Annotated in this window: 15 protein-coding genes; 8 read left to right on the top strand and 7 right to left on the bottom strand. The window is 43.1% G+C overall.

Translation table 11 applies throughout. From position 1 onward, the window contains the following. Positions 1-288: 288 nt before the first annotated feature. Positions 289-1,173: a DUF3078 domain-containing protein gene (locus tag G460_RS0105700; RefSeq protein WP_026954451.1), complete on the bottom strand. Its 885-nt coding sequence runs from the start codon at positions 1,171-1,173 to the stop codon at positions 289-291. A 43-nt stretch (positions 1,174-1,216) separates the two neighbouring features. Here G460_RS0105700 and G460_RS0105705 point away from each other — a divergent pair, with 43 nt between their 5' ends. Continuing rightward, on the top strand, positions 1,217-1,492 hold the full coding sequence (locus tag G460_RS0105705; RefSeq protein WP_026954452.1) for a DUF202 domain-containing protein: 276 nt from the start codon (positions 1,217-1,219) through the stop codon (positions 1,490-1,492). A 3-nt stretch (positions 1,493-1,495) separates the two neighbouring features. Continuing rightward, positions 1,496-3,277, top strand: a complete 1,782-nt coding sequence (locus G460_RS0105710; RefSeq protein ID WP_026954453.1) for an SLC13 family permease — start codon at positions 1,496-1,498, stop codon at positions 3,275-3,277. Positions 3,278-3,306: 29 nt separating this feature from the next. On the opposite strand, the gene ppk1 is transcribed toward G460_RS0105710, so the two are convergent. The 5 genes from ppk1 to glsA form a co-directional block, all read right to left on the bottom strand. Then, positions 3,307-5,430: a polyphosphate kinase 1 gene (ppk1, locus tag G460_RS0105715; protein WP_026954454.1), complete on the bottom strand. Its 2,124-nt coding sequence runs from the start codon at positions 5,428-5,430 to the stop codon at positions 3,307-3,309. A 103-nt stretch (positions 5,431-5,533) separates the two neighbouring features. Then, the gene (gene gyrB / locus G460_RS0105720; protein WP_026954455.1) at positions 5,534-7,492 is read right to left on the bottom strand and encodes a DNA topoisomerase (ATP-hydrolyzing) subunit B; all 1,959 of its coding nucleotides are present in this window, start codon (positions 7,490-7,492) and stop codon (positions 5,534-5,536) included. A gap of 160 nt (positions 7,493-7,652) precedes the next feature. Then, on the bottom strand, positions 7,653-8,024 hold the full coding sequence (locus G460_RS0105725; protein WP_026954456.1) for a CoA-binding protein: 372 nt from the start codon (positions 8,022-8,024) through the stop codon (positions 7,653-7,655). Then, a complete protein-coding gene (glsB, locus tag G460_RS0105730; RefSeq protein ID WP_026954457.1) occupies positions 8,014-8,988 on the bottom strand; it encodes a glycine N(alpha)-acyltransferase GlsB in 975 nt (324 codons plus the stop codon). Before glsB ends, G460_RS0105725 begins: the two co-directional genes overlap by 11 nt. Next, positions 8,972-9,802 carry a lyso-glycine lipid O-acyltransferase GlsA gene (gene glsA / locus G460_RS0105735; protein ID WP_026954458.1) on the bottom strand — a complete coding sequence of 277 codons (831 nt, stop codon included), beginning with the start codon at positions 9,800-9,802 and terminating at the stop codon, positions 8,972-8,974. The genes glsB and glsA overlap by 17 nt, the downstream gene beginning before the upstream one ends. A 248-nt stretch (positions 9,803-10,050) precedes the next feature. Here glsA and G460_RS0105740 point away from each other — a divergent pair, with 248 nt between their 5' ends. The 5 genes from G460_RS0105740 to msrB are packed head-to-tail and all read left to right on the top strand — an operon-like array spanning position 10,051 to position 13,271. After that, entirely contained in the window at positions 10,051-10,947 is an 897-nt protein-coding gene (locus G460_RS0105740) for a class I SAM-dependent methyltransferase (RefSeq protein ID WP_026954459.1), read from the top strand. A 14-nt stretch (positions 10,948-10,961) separates the two neighbouring features. Further along, on the top strand, positions 10,962-12,152 hold the full coding sequence (locus G460_RS0105745; protein WP_026954460.1) for an aspartate aminotransferase family protein: 1,191 nt from the start codon (positions 10,962-10,964) through the stop codon (positions 12,150-12,152). Between the two features lies 1 nt (position 12,153). Further along, on the top strand, positions 12,154-12,438 hold the full coding sequence (locus G460_RS0105750) for a hypothetical protein (protein ID WP_026954461.1): 285 nt from the start codon (positions 12,154-12,156) through the stop codon (positions 12,436-12,438). Next, positions 12,411-12,809, top strand: coding sequence for a hypothetical protein (locus G460_RS0105755; RefSeq protein WP_026954462.1), 399 nt, complete (start codon positions 12,411-12,413; stop codon positions 12,807-12,809). Before G460_RS0105750 ends, G460_RS0105755 begins: the two co-directional genes overlap by 28 nt. 42 nt (positions 12,810-12,851) lie before the next feature. Continuing rightward, positions 12,852-13,271, top strand: a complete 420-nt coding sequence (gene msrB / locus G460_RS0105760) for a peptide-methionine (R)-S-oxide reductase MsrB (protein WP_026954463.1) — start codon at positions 12,852-12,854, stop codon at positions 13,269-13,271. An 8-nt stretch (positions 13,272-13,279) separates the two neighbouring features. On the opposite strand, the gene G460_RS0105765 is transcribed toward msrB, so the two are convergent. Continuing rightward, positions 13,280-14,161, bottom strand: coding sequence for an aldo/keto reductase (locus tag G460_RS0105765; protein ID WP_026954464.1), 882 nt, complete (start codon positions 14,159-14,161; stop codon positions 13,280-13,282). 132 nt (positions 14,162-14,293) lie between these two features. Between G460_RS0105765 and pfkA the strand changes: the two genes are divergently transcribed. Further along, positions 14,294-15,268 (top strand): 6-phosphofructokinase, encoded by a 975-nt coding sequence (gene pfkA / locus G460_RS0105770; protein ID WP_026954465.1) that lies wholly within the window; start codon positions 14,294-14,296, stop codon positions 15,266-15,268. Positions 15,269-15,314: the final 46 nt, after the last annotated feature.

Here is a 15,314-nt window from a genome sequence, read left to right on the forward strand (position 1 = left end):
TAAATTAATCAATTCTCAGGATCATCCCGTTATTTCTTCTGATGTTTTGATATTCGGTCAGGAAAAGGACCATACAGAGATTCTGTATCCAAATAAAATCAGGGGATAGAATCCAAACTAGCTCAGAATCAAAAAATTGAACTATTTCAAGAATAAAATAAAAAAGCAGGAGAATATCTCCTGCCCTTTATTTGAAAACTAAACCAACTATTATTTAACTACCACAATGAATTCAAAAATAATACAATTATTAACAAAACAAAATACAAAATAAAAATTTGTATTTTTTTATTTTTCTTCAGGGAAAGTAGTGCGCTTGAAGGAGATCCCCAAAGCTAAGCCCTGGCTAAATTGTATTTTATCATCCTGATCGATATCATAAATGGTCAAGCTGGTCAAACTTACATTGATCAAATTAGAGACTTTCGCAGTCAAAGCTACATCCAGTCTGTGATCGATGGTGTCAAAAGCAAGTGTTTCGTAATTGGCGTACATCTGATATCTAACCAATAGAGATAGGTTTTCTGCCAATTGCTTATTCCAGTCAGCCATCAAATTAAATGCTAGCCACTCTGTACGCACTTTGTCTCCGATAGGCACACCATAGTTTTCAGGTACGGTTAGATATAGATCCGTATCGGTCACGAAAGTGAAGCGAGGAGAAAATGGAGAAAGTCTGAGACTAAACTCATCATTTGGCTTGTACTCAAAACCCAATCCAGTGGTCAAATAGGCAGGGTTGGCAAACTTAGAAATCAAAGTCTTATCTGTGTCACCAAACTCATATCCCGGAGCAAATTGGGAAAGGAAATTGGTTGAGAAATAGACGTTCCACTTGGGAGCAATAGAGTAGCCCACCTTGGAATCCAAGTAGATTCGGTCATTGGACTTACGGCCATCTTCATCCTGATTTTTGACGATCCCGTACATGAGTTCCATCGTATTATCCCATGTCCATTTTTCTTTTTTATAATTAGCTCTACCAAAAAGATAGGTTCCTACCGCAATCGAATTGACACCTCCTCCTTTCCAGTTGGAGCTAAATGATGCCTGGTTAAAATTGACCCCACCCGATATTTCTTTCAACCAATAGGTGGTATCTTTTGCTGCTTCTTGTGCCTGCACCTGTCCGGCCAAAATGGCGAGAAAGAAAAGCGTAAATAGTCTTCTCATAAACTTTAGTTTGATTAAATTATCTTGTAATATCGATACAAATATGGAAAACGACTTTGAAAATGAATTGATTATAAGAGATTTTTTGGCCAGACAGCGTACAAATTTGGCCAATCAAAGGACTTTATTGTCTTATATCAGGACTTCTCTATATTTTTTGGTCAGTGGTACAGCCTTATTTGAAGTCGATAATCTCTGGCATATTCGGGACCTCGGTTATGTTTCATTTGGCTTGTCCATTCTATTTGTGCTGATCGGTTTTGTCAGCTATTTCCAAGTCAGAACCAAACTAAAAAGAGGTAACTACCATAAAATGTAATACATGACCTTTGAGATTGGGCTGGTGTTTGGAATCATCACACTGGCAATGCTTCTGTTTTTTACAGAGAAATTCAGTATCGATACTATCGCGATCGGTATCATGGCCCTTTTTATGTTTACTGGCATTCTAGACTTGGAGGAGGGATTTGCCGGTTTTTCCAATCCGGCTACCGTGACTGTAGCAGCGATGTTTGTCATTAGTTCTGCACTATTCAACACCGGAATACTGGATAACCTAGGTCCATTGCTTGCTTTTCAAGCCAAAAGCAGCGAACACAGAATGGTTATCGTCTTGATGCTGCTATCAGGTACACTTTCTGCATTCATCAATGACACCGCTGTAGTAGCCCTCCTGATGCCGACAGTCATTCAAGTGGCAAAAAAACAAAACATTTCACCCTCCAAACTCCTCATGCCACTTTCTTTCGGAGCCTTGATGGGTGGGATTTGTACACTATTAGGTACCAGCACCAATATCTTAGTAAGTGGAATCGTTGAGCGGGCTGGACTTCCAGAATTTGGCGTTTTTGAAATGAGTCTTGCCGGATTGGGTTTCTTTTTGGTAGGAATGATCTACATGTCCACAGTAGGTATATGGCTGATCCCACGCAGGAAACCCGGAGTCAACATTTCGGAAGAAATCAGACTTGGCAACTATCTAGTAGAGATCTTGATCGGAAAAGAATATGAGCAACTCAATGAACAGCTGCTCAAACAAAGGATTTTCAAAACACTTGGAATAGATGCCCTTCAGATCATCCGATCAGATGGACGAAAAGTCAAAGCCTATCCGAATACATCCATCCAAGAAGGAGATTTGATCCGCATCAGTTGTGACAAAGAAAGTATTCAAAAGCTGAAAAAAATTAAGGGAATAGGTTTCAAAGGCGAGCTTGAGTTTATCCATGAAAACATCATCGATGAAGACTCCAACCTATACGAGGCGCTTGTCACTCCCAGTTCTTCTCTGATCAATAAAGCCTTGGTGGCAGTCAATTTCAGAAATCTATACGATCAGATCACCTTGATTGGCATTCGTCATCGTACAGGGATGATGGAAAAGCTACTGCGTCAAACCACCCTACGCGCAGGCGATATTTTACTGCTCCGAGCCAGTGAAGAGTCCATCCAGCAGTTAATGAAATCAGAAGACTTGCTTCTGCTAGCAGAGAATAAAACTCATCGGATCAATAAGCTTCAAAGTATTCTGACCATCATGACCTTGGCTGCTATCGTGATCCTCTCAGCTTTCAAAATATTCCCTATCGCCTTGGCGGCTGTAGGCGGTGCAGTGATCTTAATAGTATTGCGCTCGATCACTCCCACAGAAGCCTACAAAGCCATCGACTGGAAAGTCATATTTATGCTGGCTGGAGTATTGTCTATGGGGGCTGCACTGGAAAAAACAGGAGGAGCTGCCTTTTTGGGCAGCTTGGTTGTTGATAATCTCGGTCAATTTGGACCGCAGGCAGTCTTGGCTGGAGTTTTTGGCTTGACTTTCATGATGACCAATATCATGTCAAATAATGCCACAGCGGCACTATTGGCTCCTATCGCTATCAATATCGCAACAAGCCTTGAAGTGGATAGCAGACCCTTGGTGATGGCTGTTACATTTGCGGCTAGCTTGAGCTTCATGACACCGATGGGCTATCAGACCAATACGATGATTTACAATCCTGGCAATTACAAGTTCAAAGATTACTTGATTGTCGGCATCCCCCTTAATCTCATCATGTGGGGAGTTTCCATTTGGCTGATCCCGTATTTCTTTCCCTTTTGATAAAAAAAAGCCCCTAAAAGGGGCTTTCGCTATTCGATCAATTTGACCTGCATGACTAGCTCCGGGTCCAAATTGAAAAACTCTTTGTGCACATTGAAAACCGGCTCATCTCCCACAGGCTGTTTGGCCAGATAGCTTCCATCCTCTTGCATCACATAAGCATTGTAATTATCCCTCATGTTATATGAAAGGATATTCATCAGCTGCTTTTCGAGAAGAGGTGACTCTATCTTGAAGAGAGACTCCAGTCTTTTATCAAAACTTCTCACCATCATATCCGCACTTCCGGCATAAGTTCTGGTTTCTCCATTATTATGGAAATGGTAGATCCTCGAATGCTCCAAGAAGTCTCCTACTATCGAGATCACCTCGATATTTTCGCTTAGTCCTTCTCTTCCCGGTCTCAGGCAACAAATCCCCCTGACTACAAGCTTGATCGTCACGCCAGACTGAGAAGCCCTGTACAAAGCAAAAATAATTTCCGAATCCTCGAGTGAATTTACCTTGATAAAAATCCCACTTGGAAGGCCATTTCGGGCATTTTCAGCTTCCTGCTCAATATACTCAATCAACTGATTTCGCATATCACGAGGAGCTGTGATCAGATTTTGATAATGCGTAGGAATACTATGACCGGTGATGACATTGAAAAATTCAGACACATCATTTGCCAAAATCTCATTGGTCGTCAGCAAACCGATGTCTGTATAAAGTCTTGCGGTATCCTCATTGTAGTTGCCTGAACCGAGATGGACAAACCTCGTGATTTCCTTATCATCTTTGCGAACAATCAGGAGTAGCTTCGTGTGAGTCTTGAGATGGGTAATCCCATAAATCACAAAGCAACCTGCTTTTTGCAATTTTTTGGCTTCACGTATATTGTTTTCCTCATCAAATCGTGCTTTCACCTCAAATAGTACCGAAACGTGCTTTCCATTCTCTGCTGCTTTGAGCAAAGCCCTAGTGATTCTACTGTCTTTTGCCAATCGATAGATGGTCATTTTGATCGCCATCACATCAGGGTCTTCTGCTGCCTTCTCGATCAGATCCAAGATAGAATCGATGTTATTATAAGGGTGATGGAGCAGAATGTCCTTTTGCTTCAGTATTTCAAAAATATCTGCCTGCCCCTCTTCCTGATAGGAAAGCGGCTTGACCGGATCTGGCATCTGTGGCATTCTGTCCCTGAATTTCTTGTTGCCAATTACCTGCCACAAACCAGTGAAATCCACCATGCTGGACCTTTTGACCAAGAATACAGAGTCATTTTTAAGGTTCCATCTTTCCAGCAAAGAATTGAGCATCCACTTGCTGTAGCCCTCCTCTATTTCGATGCGGACGACTCGTCCTGTCTTTCGTTCCATCAGCTTGCGCTTCACTTCCTCTAGGAAGTTAGCGTCCATATCCTCACTTTCCTCCAATGTAAAATCACCATTTCGAGTGATCCTGAAAAGACTGACTGCCTCGATATCTACATTTCGGAAAAGCGAAATGATGTTTTCTCGAATGACCTCTTCGATAGGAATCAACAGAAGAGAGTTTTCTCTTTCTATTTCAAAAAAGCGCGGAATATTAGCCGGAATCTGCACAAAACTCAACTTGCGCATATCCTTTCGCTCTCCTGGACTGGTAGTGACCACTCCAAAAATAAGCAGCTTATTCATCAGAATCGGAAAAGTCCTATACCCATCATAAACCATGGGAGTCAGCATCGGATAGATTGCCTTCTGGAAATAATCCTGAACCTTTTCCCGCTCCTTGTCTGTCAGTTTAGAAGTATTGGCCAAAGTTAGCCCTTCCCCTTCCAGTTTTGGGAAAATATTTTCTACAAAATGCGTATGCTGACTGGCATGAAAAGCCTGACAGTCCTTCATGAGCTTGGCTTTGAAGGGCTCCTCTCTCAGACCTGAATAGTCTACACGCTCCTTGTCATAGTCAAGGTAATTATACAGAGATCCTACCCGGATCATAAAAAACTCATCCAGATTGGACGCGGTAATGGCCAAAAACTTAAGCTTTTCAAAGATGGATCGATGCTCTTTTTTAGCCTGATCCAAAACCCGCTCGTTGAATTTGAGCCAACTGAGATCTCTACTGACGAGATCACTTTTTTGAACTACTGTTTCGTATCTGTCTCCTACTGCCAGTTTCATTCTTATCAAAATTTATAGAACCGGAAAAGTAATGATTTTGCCCGGACTTTGTGTTTACCTAATTGTTAAGCCCAAAAAAGGGGCTCAAAAAGCCCCTGATTGTTTATGAATCGATTTTCGCGTACTTGGCGTTTTTCTCGATAAACTCTCTCCTCGGAGCTACTTCATCGCCCATCAGCATACTGAAGAGGTGATCTGCTTCGGCTGCCGACTCGATGGTGACCTGCTTGATAGTCCGGACATTAGGATCCATCGTAGTAGTCCAAAGCTGCTCTGGGTTCATTTCCCCGAGACCTTTGTAGCGTTGGATATTCACACTGTCTTCTTTACCGTCTTTGGCCATTTCGGAGATCAATACTTTTCTCTCTTCTTCAGTCCAGCAGTAGCGCTCATCTTTCCCTCTTTTCAGAAGGTACAATGGCGGCAATGCAATGTAGATATAGCCATTTTCGATCAAAGGACGCATATAGCGGAAGAACAAGGTCAATATCAAAGTTCGGATGTGAGATCCATCAATATCCGCATCCGTCATGATGATGATTTTATGATATCTCAATCCCGCCAAATCTAGTTCTTTGTCATCATTGACTGTCCCAAACTTGACACCCAAGGCTGTCAGGATGTTTTTGATCTCATCATTGTCATAGATCTTGTGCTCATGTGCTTTTTCCACATTCAGGATTTTTCCTTTCAATGGCAAAATCGCCTGGAAATCACGATCACGGCCCTGCTTGGCAGATCCACCTGCTGAGTCCCCTTCCACTAGGTACAATTCACATACTGTAGGATCGGAGTTGGCACAGTCAGCCAATTTCCCTGGAAGACCACCACCACCAAGCACATTCTTACGCTGAACCATCTCACGGGCCTTACGAGCCGCATGTCTGGCTTGCGCAGCAAGAATCACTTTACCAACGATGGTTTTTGCTTCTTTTGGATGCTCTTCTAGCCAAGTCTGAAGGACCTCTGATACAGCAGAATCTACTGCACCGACTACGTCTGAATTACCAAGCTTAGTTTTCGTCTGTCCTTCAAATTGCGGCTCAGCCACCTTGACGGAAATCACAGCTGTCAAACCTTCCCGGAAATCATCACCGGAAACTTCGATTTTCAGCTTGTCCAGCATGCCAGACTTATCCGCATAGGATTTTAGTGTTCTGGTCAAAGCACGTCTAAAACCTGTTACGTGAGTTCCTCCCTCGTAGGTATTGATGGTATTGACATAAGAAACTACATTTTCGGAGTAGCTGCTGTTATAGCTCATCGCTACCTGAACTGGCACATCCTGATCGATTGACTCGATGTAGATAGGAGCTTCGATGATTTTCTCACGGGTTTCGTCCAAATATTGAACAAACTCTACCAATCCCCCCTCGGAGTAAAACTCGTCAGATTTAGGATTGCCGTCTTCTTCTATTTCACGAAGATCTTTGAGGAAAATTCGAATCCCTGCATTCAAATAAGCCATTTCGCGTAGGCGATTGGCGATTGTCTCGTATTTGTACTCAGTGACTGTGAAGATACTTTCATCCGGCTTGAAATGGATCGTCGTACCTCTTCTATCTGTCTTACCAGTCTCTTTGGCTGGATATTGAGGAATACCGATTTTAAATTCCTGCTCGGTGATCACTCCATTTCTGTATACAGTCGCTTTGAGATCTGTGGATAGTGCATTCACACAGGACACACCCACACCGTGCAATCCCCCGGAAACCTTATAGGTATCCTTGTCAAACTTACCACCAGCATGGAGTACTGTCAACACTACTTCCAAAGCAGAACGCTTCTCCTTGGGGTGCATATCGGTAGGAATCCCACGACCGTTATCTTCTACAGTGATAGAGTTATCCTCATTGACTGTCACATGGATCGTATCACAGTGTCCAGCGAGTGCCTCATCGATGGAGTTATCGACTACTTCCCAGATTAGATGGTGAAGGCCTTTGATCCCCACATCTCCGATATACATGGCAGGTCGCTTTCTTACTGCCTCCAGACCTTCCAAAATCTGAATATTCCCGGCTCCGTACTCTGCCGGCTTTTTCGCTTTTTCGTCGCTCATATTAATTGGAAAAAAACCCTCAAAACGGGCAAGAACGGTGATTTTCTGATTTCTTAATGATTCGGCAAGTTAAGCAAAAAATGTCAGCTTTGCACCATAAAAGCAAGCCAAATAGGCACATGAGAAAATGAAGAAAAGGAAGCTGAATGAATTCAGACAATCAAAATTGATTCGTACTGAGCATCACTAAGTTACACCCGATCACAACCTCTACCCCTTGACTTTCTGCAGATTTAAAAAATTCCTCATTTTCGGTTCCCGGATTGAAAATGATTCGTTTCGGCTTAAGTGAAAGTAAATATTCCATCCATTCTCCCTGATGATCTGGCCCGATATAGAGTGTAATGGTGTGAATCTGATCCAAAGTGGGTTTGGTCCGGAGATCCAAAATTTGCTTTCCAAAAAGCTCTCCCTTTTTGACCCCAATCGGAATGAAATCAATCCCTTTTTCGCTCAATTTTTGAGCAGCCAGATACGCATATCGGGAAGGATTAGTAGTAGCACCTACGATCAAAGTCGTCTTAGTCTCCATCTTCCTCCCTGCTTCCTAGCACACGATCTCTCTCAAAAGTATCCATGTGGCGATGCTTTTTGGATTCGTAGATATCCGCCAGCGTGATTAAGATCCCAGTCTCCTCCACTTCGCCAAATTCATCATTGAGAGCAGTACCAAATGTCATCATTGTGGGCGACAAATTCATATAAGTATTGATTAAAGGAGGGATATTCTCACCATAGGATCTAACCCTGGTATTCAATAATTTATAACCTTCCTTGTAATCCAAATCTTCAAATGGATTTTCGCCGGTTCCGATGGATGTTTCATAGCCTAGTTTCAACGAGTCTTTAGGTCTTACCAGCGTATTCTTATCCGGAAAATAATGATTCATAAACCGGAGCAGAAGATCCCTTGCCTCTCGATTATAATGCGGATACATCGTCACTTTCCCAAACAAAAATTTGACGTCTGGATTGAGCAAAACTACTGCTCCCAGGCCATCCCAAAGATTGTCAAGACTGAAAATCCCTTTTCTATTGTCAAAACTTGGCTGGTATTTAGGCTGAACAAAGGACCTGCCAAGCTCTATAGTATATGGCAAATAATCCTGAATAAACTTCTCGGAAAAATCGAACAAATGTGTCGTGGAAAGATTGATTTCTCCCTGCTCTCCAATAGCGGTTTTGCAATGGATCAATCGATAGCCAGCGACGATTTCCTGATTCTCTGGATTCCAGGTGATCAATTGCTTGTAGCAGTTTTCGCAGGTATCATTCTCATCCAGATCCAGCTCCAAACCAGTTCCTCCACCAGCTGCCCTGAAGGTCAACTCTCGCAATCTCCCGATTTCTCGAACTACATTTGGAGCATTGTGATAATCCACCAAATAGACCAGATTATTCCCATTATTGGCATATCTGATGAATCGATCTGGAGTCAATTCAGCTTTAATCAACTCCGTATCCACGGCAGGTATAATCTCAGCTTCTTTTTCCATTTTGCGATCCAAGTTCATAAACTTTTTCTTTAATAATATCCGCCCACTGTCCATCAGTCTTTTCGGACGTGAAACTTTGATAGGGAATTCGTTCACCCATTCTTATCGTCACTTTGCGGCCCCTTTGCTTGTACATTTCATCTACCAGATAAAACATCTCCAAATTGGCCTTCACACCTAATTTCTTTCTCCAATTGGCTAAATTGTAAAAGAAATTTGAATTTTTCCCGTCGATAAAGCTAAGTAGAATATCTTTCTTATACTTTTTAGACTTGCTGATAAAACTCTTTTTCCACTGCAAATCTTTGATTCCATCGGGTGATTTTCTAGAAACCAAACCCGCAGGAAAGATCAAGACCGCATAATCATTGGCATAAACTTCTTCGATTCTTGCCAAGGCTGCTTGGGAGTTTTTCCCATGCTTATTGACCGGCACAAAGATCGGCTCAAAATTTTCGAAGGTCATCAGCAAGTCATTGACCAAAAAGCGAATATCCGGGCGAATCTTTCCAAGCGCATACATCAATGCAACACCGTCCAAGCCACCCAGAGGATGATTTGCGGCGATTATGACACCTCCGGTTTTTGGGATCTTTTCTCCTCCCTCCATCACCACTTCCAGCTCCATCTCCTCGATCACGGCATTGACGAAATCCATCCCCTGATGGTGTCCTATCCTATTCATGACGGTGTTGAGCCAGGACTCATGCGTGACCTTCTTGATGTAGTTCAATACAAAGCCCGGCATCCATTTTACAAGGGATGGATTTTTGGACTTGATGGCCTTTTCTATATCGATGAATTTCTTCGACATGTTTTATCTGAGCTCAAAAAAGGATTTTTTCAACACGGGTAATTTGTGGTAAAATAAGCTAATTTGATTAAAAGTTCTGCATGCATACCTTTTTTAATCCTGTGATTTCGCGGCATATTCCTGAAAACCAAACCAGTATTTTCAAACCCCAGTCGACTCTTGGATATTGTAGTTCTTATGCAATTCAGCTTTTACGACTCGCCCTCCTTTAATTATTTCCTTAATTTTGCCTGCTCAAACAGTGAGTTATGAACGAACGAATTTTATCCCTGAGTCCAGGCCCTTGGCAAGATTACGAATTGATAGATACTGGTGGCTTCGAAAAACTGGAGCGTTTTGGTGAATTTATAGTCAGCAGACCAGAGCCGCAGGCGATTTGGGATAAAAGCATGCCTGATTCCGAATGGAGAAAACTGTCTCACGCGCACTTTGCCAAAGAGAAGAATAACCCTGACAAGGGAAAATGGGAACAGCTTAAAAAAATGCCCCACAATTGGCAAATAGCCTATGAAAACCAAGATGGACTGAAGCTCAAATTGAATTTGGCTCAGACCTCCTTCAAGCATATCGGGCTCTTTCCGGAGCAGGCTGTCAATTGGGATTACATATATCAAACGATCCAAAAATCCCCTGTACCAAACCCAAAGGTATTGAACCTCTTCGCATATACAGGTGCTGCTTCAGTAGCCGCCAAAGCAGCAGGAGCGGATGTGACTCATCTCGACTCAGTCAAGCAGGTAGTCACTTGGTCCCGACACAACATGGAAGCTTCTCAGCAAGATGGCATCCGATGGATAGTGGACGATGCTATGAAATTCATCAAGCGAGAGGCCAGAAGAGGAAACAAGTATCAAGGAATCATTTTGGATCCTCCAGCATATGGCAGAGGTCCCGATGGTGAAAAATGGGTGCTCGAGGAGCAAATCAACGAAATGCTCAAAACCTGCGCTGAAATTCTGGATCCAGCCAATCACTTTTTGCTCTTGAATATGTATTCCCTCAGCTTTTCATCGTTGATCGCTGTCAATTTGATCCGATCCAATTTTGGTGAAGTCAAAAATCCCGAGCATGGAGAGCTCTACCTTCAGGATCGATTTGAAAAGAAACTACCTCTCGGGATTTTCTTCAGATTTTCCAGCTTCTAGACCTACCCTAATTCATGAACAACCGACAGCTATTCCTTTCCCATCTTGCACAAACTACTGATTTCCCTTTGCTGATCGAAATAGAAAAAGCAGAGGGTATCTATATGGTTGGGCCTGATGGCAAGCGATATATTGACCTGATCTCAGGCATTGGCGTGAGCAATGTAGGCCACCGACATCCTAAGGTATTAGAAGCCATCCAAAATCAGCTGGATAAATACCTTCACCTGATGGTCTATGGAGAATATGTCCAAAGTCCGCAAGCACAGCTTGCCAAGGCAATTTGCGATACTCTCCCTGACTCATTGGATAATGTATACCTAGTCAATAGCGGTTCGGAAGCTGTAGAAGGCGCTTTGAAGCTTGCCAAGCGCTATACGGGCAAACCCAAACTCCTCTCCTGTGTCAATGCCTATCATGGCAGTTCTCATGGCTCCCTCAGTGTGGGAGGCAATGAACTATTTAAACGAGCCTACCGCCCTTTACTTCCGGGGGTATCGAATATTCGGTTTGGAGAAATGGAAGACCTAGCCCTGATCGACACAGATACCGCAGCCGTCATCGTGGAGACTGTACAAGGCGAGGCGGGAATTCAAGTAGCAACCCCTGCCTATTTTCAGGCTTTGAGAAAAAAATGTACGGAAACTGGCACGCTGTTGATCTTGGATGAAATCCAGGCTGGTTTTGGAAGAACAGGAAAATTTTGGGCTTTTGAACACTATGGAATCGTTCCGGACTTGATCGTGTGTGCCAAGGGAATGGGCGGAGGAATGCCCATCGGGGCATTTATTGCGAATAAAGAAGTCATGGGCGCTTTCAAAAACAACCCATTATTGGGACATATTACCACGTTTGGAGGTCATCCGGTAAGTGCGGCAGCTTCACTGGCAACCATCAAAGTGCTGCAGGAGGAAAAGCTAATAGAGCAGGTTGAGGAAAAAGCAGCACTTATTAAATCCTTGCTGGTACATCCAAAAATCAAGGGAATCCGAAACAAAGGATTGATGATGGCGGTGGAATTTGAATCTTTTGATGTACTGAAACCCATCATTGACAAAGCGATAGAGCTGGGTGTGATCACTGACTGGTTTCTTTTCTGTGACGATTCGATGCGGATCGCTCCTCCATTGACCATCAGTCAAGAACAAATCCGAGAAGCTTGTTCGCTTATATTGCAAGCCATTGATTCAGCAAATATGAACTGAAATGGGACAGAAGAAATGCCCCCACTGTCAGCAGTGGTCCGACTGGAATCAAGACATCGAAGATACATGTGAGCACTGTGGCAAGAAGCTCAGCCTCATGGAAATCCAGCGAAATCAAAAGCGAGAAGAAGAGCGAATAGCCAACGAGCAAAAATGGATGTTTTACATCCAGAAGTCAGACCCTCCTTTTATGGTGTTTTTGAAAAAAGCAGGAAATCTTTTCTACACTGTTTTTATGGCCATCATGACCTTTCTATTATGGCTGATCGCCGCGCTACCAGGTTGATTCAGGTAGTCAAAAATCCTTTCTTTTTCATTCCGGCTATCCTTTTTTGGATCAATCAAGCTGTAGAGAAATGGGGCTTCACCACTCCCACTTTAGTTTCTTCCTACCTGGATGATCTGTTAGCCATGCCAGTGATCTTGGGATTGACGCTTCAGGTTTTTCAATGGATTCACTCGATGAAATCAAAATTTCGATTTACGGGAATCCAGACCACTGTAGGACTTTTGTACGTCTCTTTGGCTTTCGAAGGATTCTTGCCTTTCTATTCTGAAGTGTATACGAGGGATTGGATAGACATCATCTGCTACGGGCTGGGAACCATTATTTTTTATAGATTTATCAATCCCACAAGCGTCCAGGTGATTTCCTGACCTGTGGCAAACTTCCTATTGAAAATTGATGTTAACCATATCATGAGCAAAAAAGAGAAAAAAATCTATCCAGTTCAGGTATCTGAAGAGGAGCTAAAAAGCAAGCTCGACCCTGAATCTTACCATGTACTGCGTGAAAAAGGAACTGAAAGACCTTTCACAGGACAATACTATCTCAATAAAGACAGCGGAATTTATGAATGCAAAGTCTGTCACAACGAAATCTTCCATTCGAGTAAAAAATATGATTCCGGCTGCGGATGGCCGAGTTTCACGGAGCCGATCCGACCTGAAGCCATCGATGTACAGATGGATTATTCCCACATGATGATTCGGGAGGAGATTTTGTGTGCCAATTGCGGCTCACACCTTGGCCACCGTTTTCCGGATGGCCCCACAGATCAAGGCGGTATCCGCTACTGCATCAATTCGATCAGCATGGATTTTTCCAAAGAGCAGTAAGTGATCATTTACCGGTGATCTTGATAAAAGTTCGCCGGTAGTTTCCTTCTGATTGCTTGAATGAGATCCGGATCTATACCTTTGCTTTCTTCATAGGATCTGACCATTTTTTCTACTTGATGAACGGAACTTGCGCCGATTACCAGTGAGCCAACTGCTTTTTGGTCAAGTCCAAAGCGAATAAGTAAAGACTCTGGAGAATAGTCAAAGGAATTGAAGAAGCTTTGGAAAGAACTCACTTTCGAAGCATCATATCCCAAGAAATCTTTTGCTTCTTTGTCTATCAGCATTCCTTTTGCAAAAGCTCCTCTCACCAAAACTCTAGTCGAAGTCTGAGCCAATACAGGAAAGACAACTTCCTCCGCTCTTCTATCCAGAGGATTATATTGCATCATAATCGTAGCCGGAGGCTGGAGTTCCATGACTTTCCGAATGACATTGGGGCGGATAGAGGAAATACCAAACTCTTTGATTTTACCTTGATTTTTTAAAATTTCGAAAGCCTCCAGTGTTTCCTCCCAAGGATCATCTATAGTCCCTCCATGAAGCTGATACAGGTCGATAGTATCTAGTTGCAGGCGCCTTAGACTCTGGTCTACTGCTTTTAGAATGTACTCCTTTTTGGGATTCCAATCCCATCCGCTTCCATCATCTCGCCATTGGTTACCCACTTTGGTAGCGATCATTACCTCTTCACGTCTATCGCGGATAGCTTTCCCTACCAAAGACTCATTGTGACCTTTTTGATACAAATCGGCCGTATCCAAAAGCCTGATCCCGTGATCAATAGCTGCATGAATGATTGATAATGCGGATTTTTCATCCTCTGGCAATGACATGCATCCCAGGGCTATTTCCGTTGGGCTAAAAGAGGCTTTTGGGTTATTCATCTGATATTCAATAGCTTAAATTTAGGATTTTTCAAAGTCTTACCTTTGGCAAAAATTTATACTTTATTCATCCCAGAAACTACTGCTTTCCTTCATTAATCCCTATTTTTGGGAGGCTTAAAACCTATTAACATGAAAAAAATCGCTGTTTTTACATCTGGGGGAGACAGTCCCGGAATGAATGCATGCATCAGAGCAGTAGTGAGAACTGCCATCTATAAAGGGCTGGAAGTCTATGGAATCAACCGGGGCTATGAGGGGATGATAGAAGGAGATATCAAACGGCTCTATTCACACTCTGTCAGTAATATTGTGCAGCGGGGAGGTACTATCCTCAAGTCAGCAAGATCACAAGAATTCAGAACTCCAGAAGGAAGAAAAGCTGCCTATGACAATCTAGTCAAACACGGTATAGACGGGATTGTAGCTATCGGTGGCGATGGTACTTTCACAGGTGCCAAGATCTTCTTTGAGGAATTTGGAATTCCTACGGTGGGATGCCCCGGCACTATCGATAATGATATCTATGGCACAGACTATACGATCGGTTTTGATACAGCTGTAAATACTGCCTTGGAGGCTATCGACAAAATCAGGGACACAGCCGCCGCCCATGACAGAATCTTCTTTATCGAAGTGATGGGTAGAGATGCTGGGTTTATTGCTGTGGAGTCAGGAATCGGTGGCGGAGCGGAATTCGTCATGGTACCAGAAACCAAAACAGACCTGGATGCCGTAGTGAAGTCTCTCAAAAATCTCCGAAAAACGAAAACCTCCTGTGTGATTGTAGTAGCTGAAGGCGACGAGGAGGGAAATGCAGAAGAGGTGATGGCTAAGGTAAAGACCAAAATCAAAGACGATAGCAAAGAATTCAAAGTCACTACTCTGGGGCATATTCAGAGAGGTGGCAATCCTACCGCTCGTGACCGAGTATTGGCCAGTCGATGTGGAATGGCCGCAGTAGAAGGCCTCATTTCTGGCAAAGTCAACTGCATGGCGGGAATTATTCATCAGGAAGTCGTCTATACTTCATTTGCTGACTGCATCGGCAAAACCAAGCCTATCAACGAGGACCAATTGAAATTACTAGACATTCTAAGTATCTGATATGGGATATATTCCATTATTTCTGACTATGGGAGGCGCAAGCCTC

It is taken from the genome of Algoriphagus vanfongensis DSM 17529 (genome assembly GCF_000429465.1).
GTDB classification, from domain to species: Bacteria; Bacteroidota; Bacteroidia; order Cytophagales; family Cyclobacteriaceae; genus Algoriphagus; species Algoriphagus vanfongensis.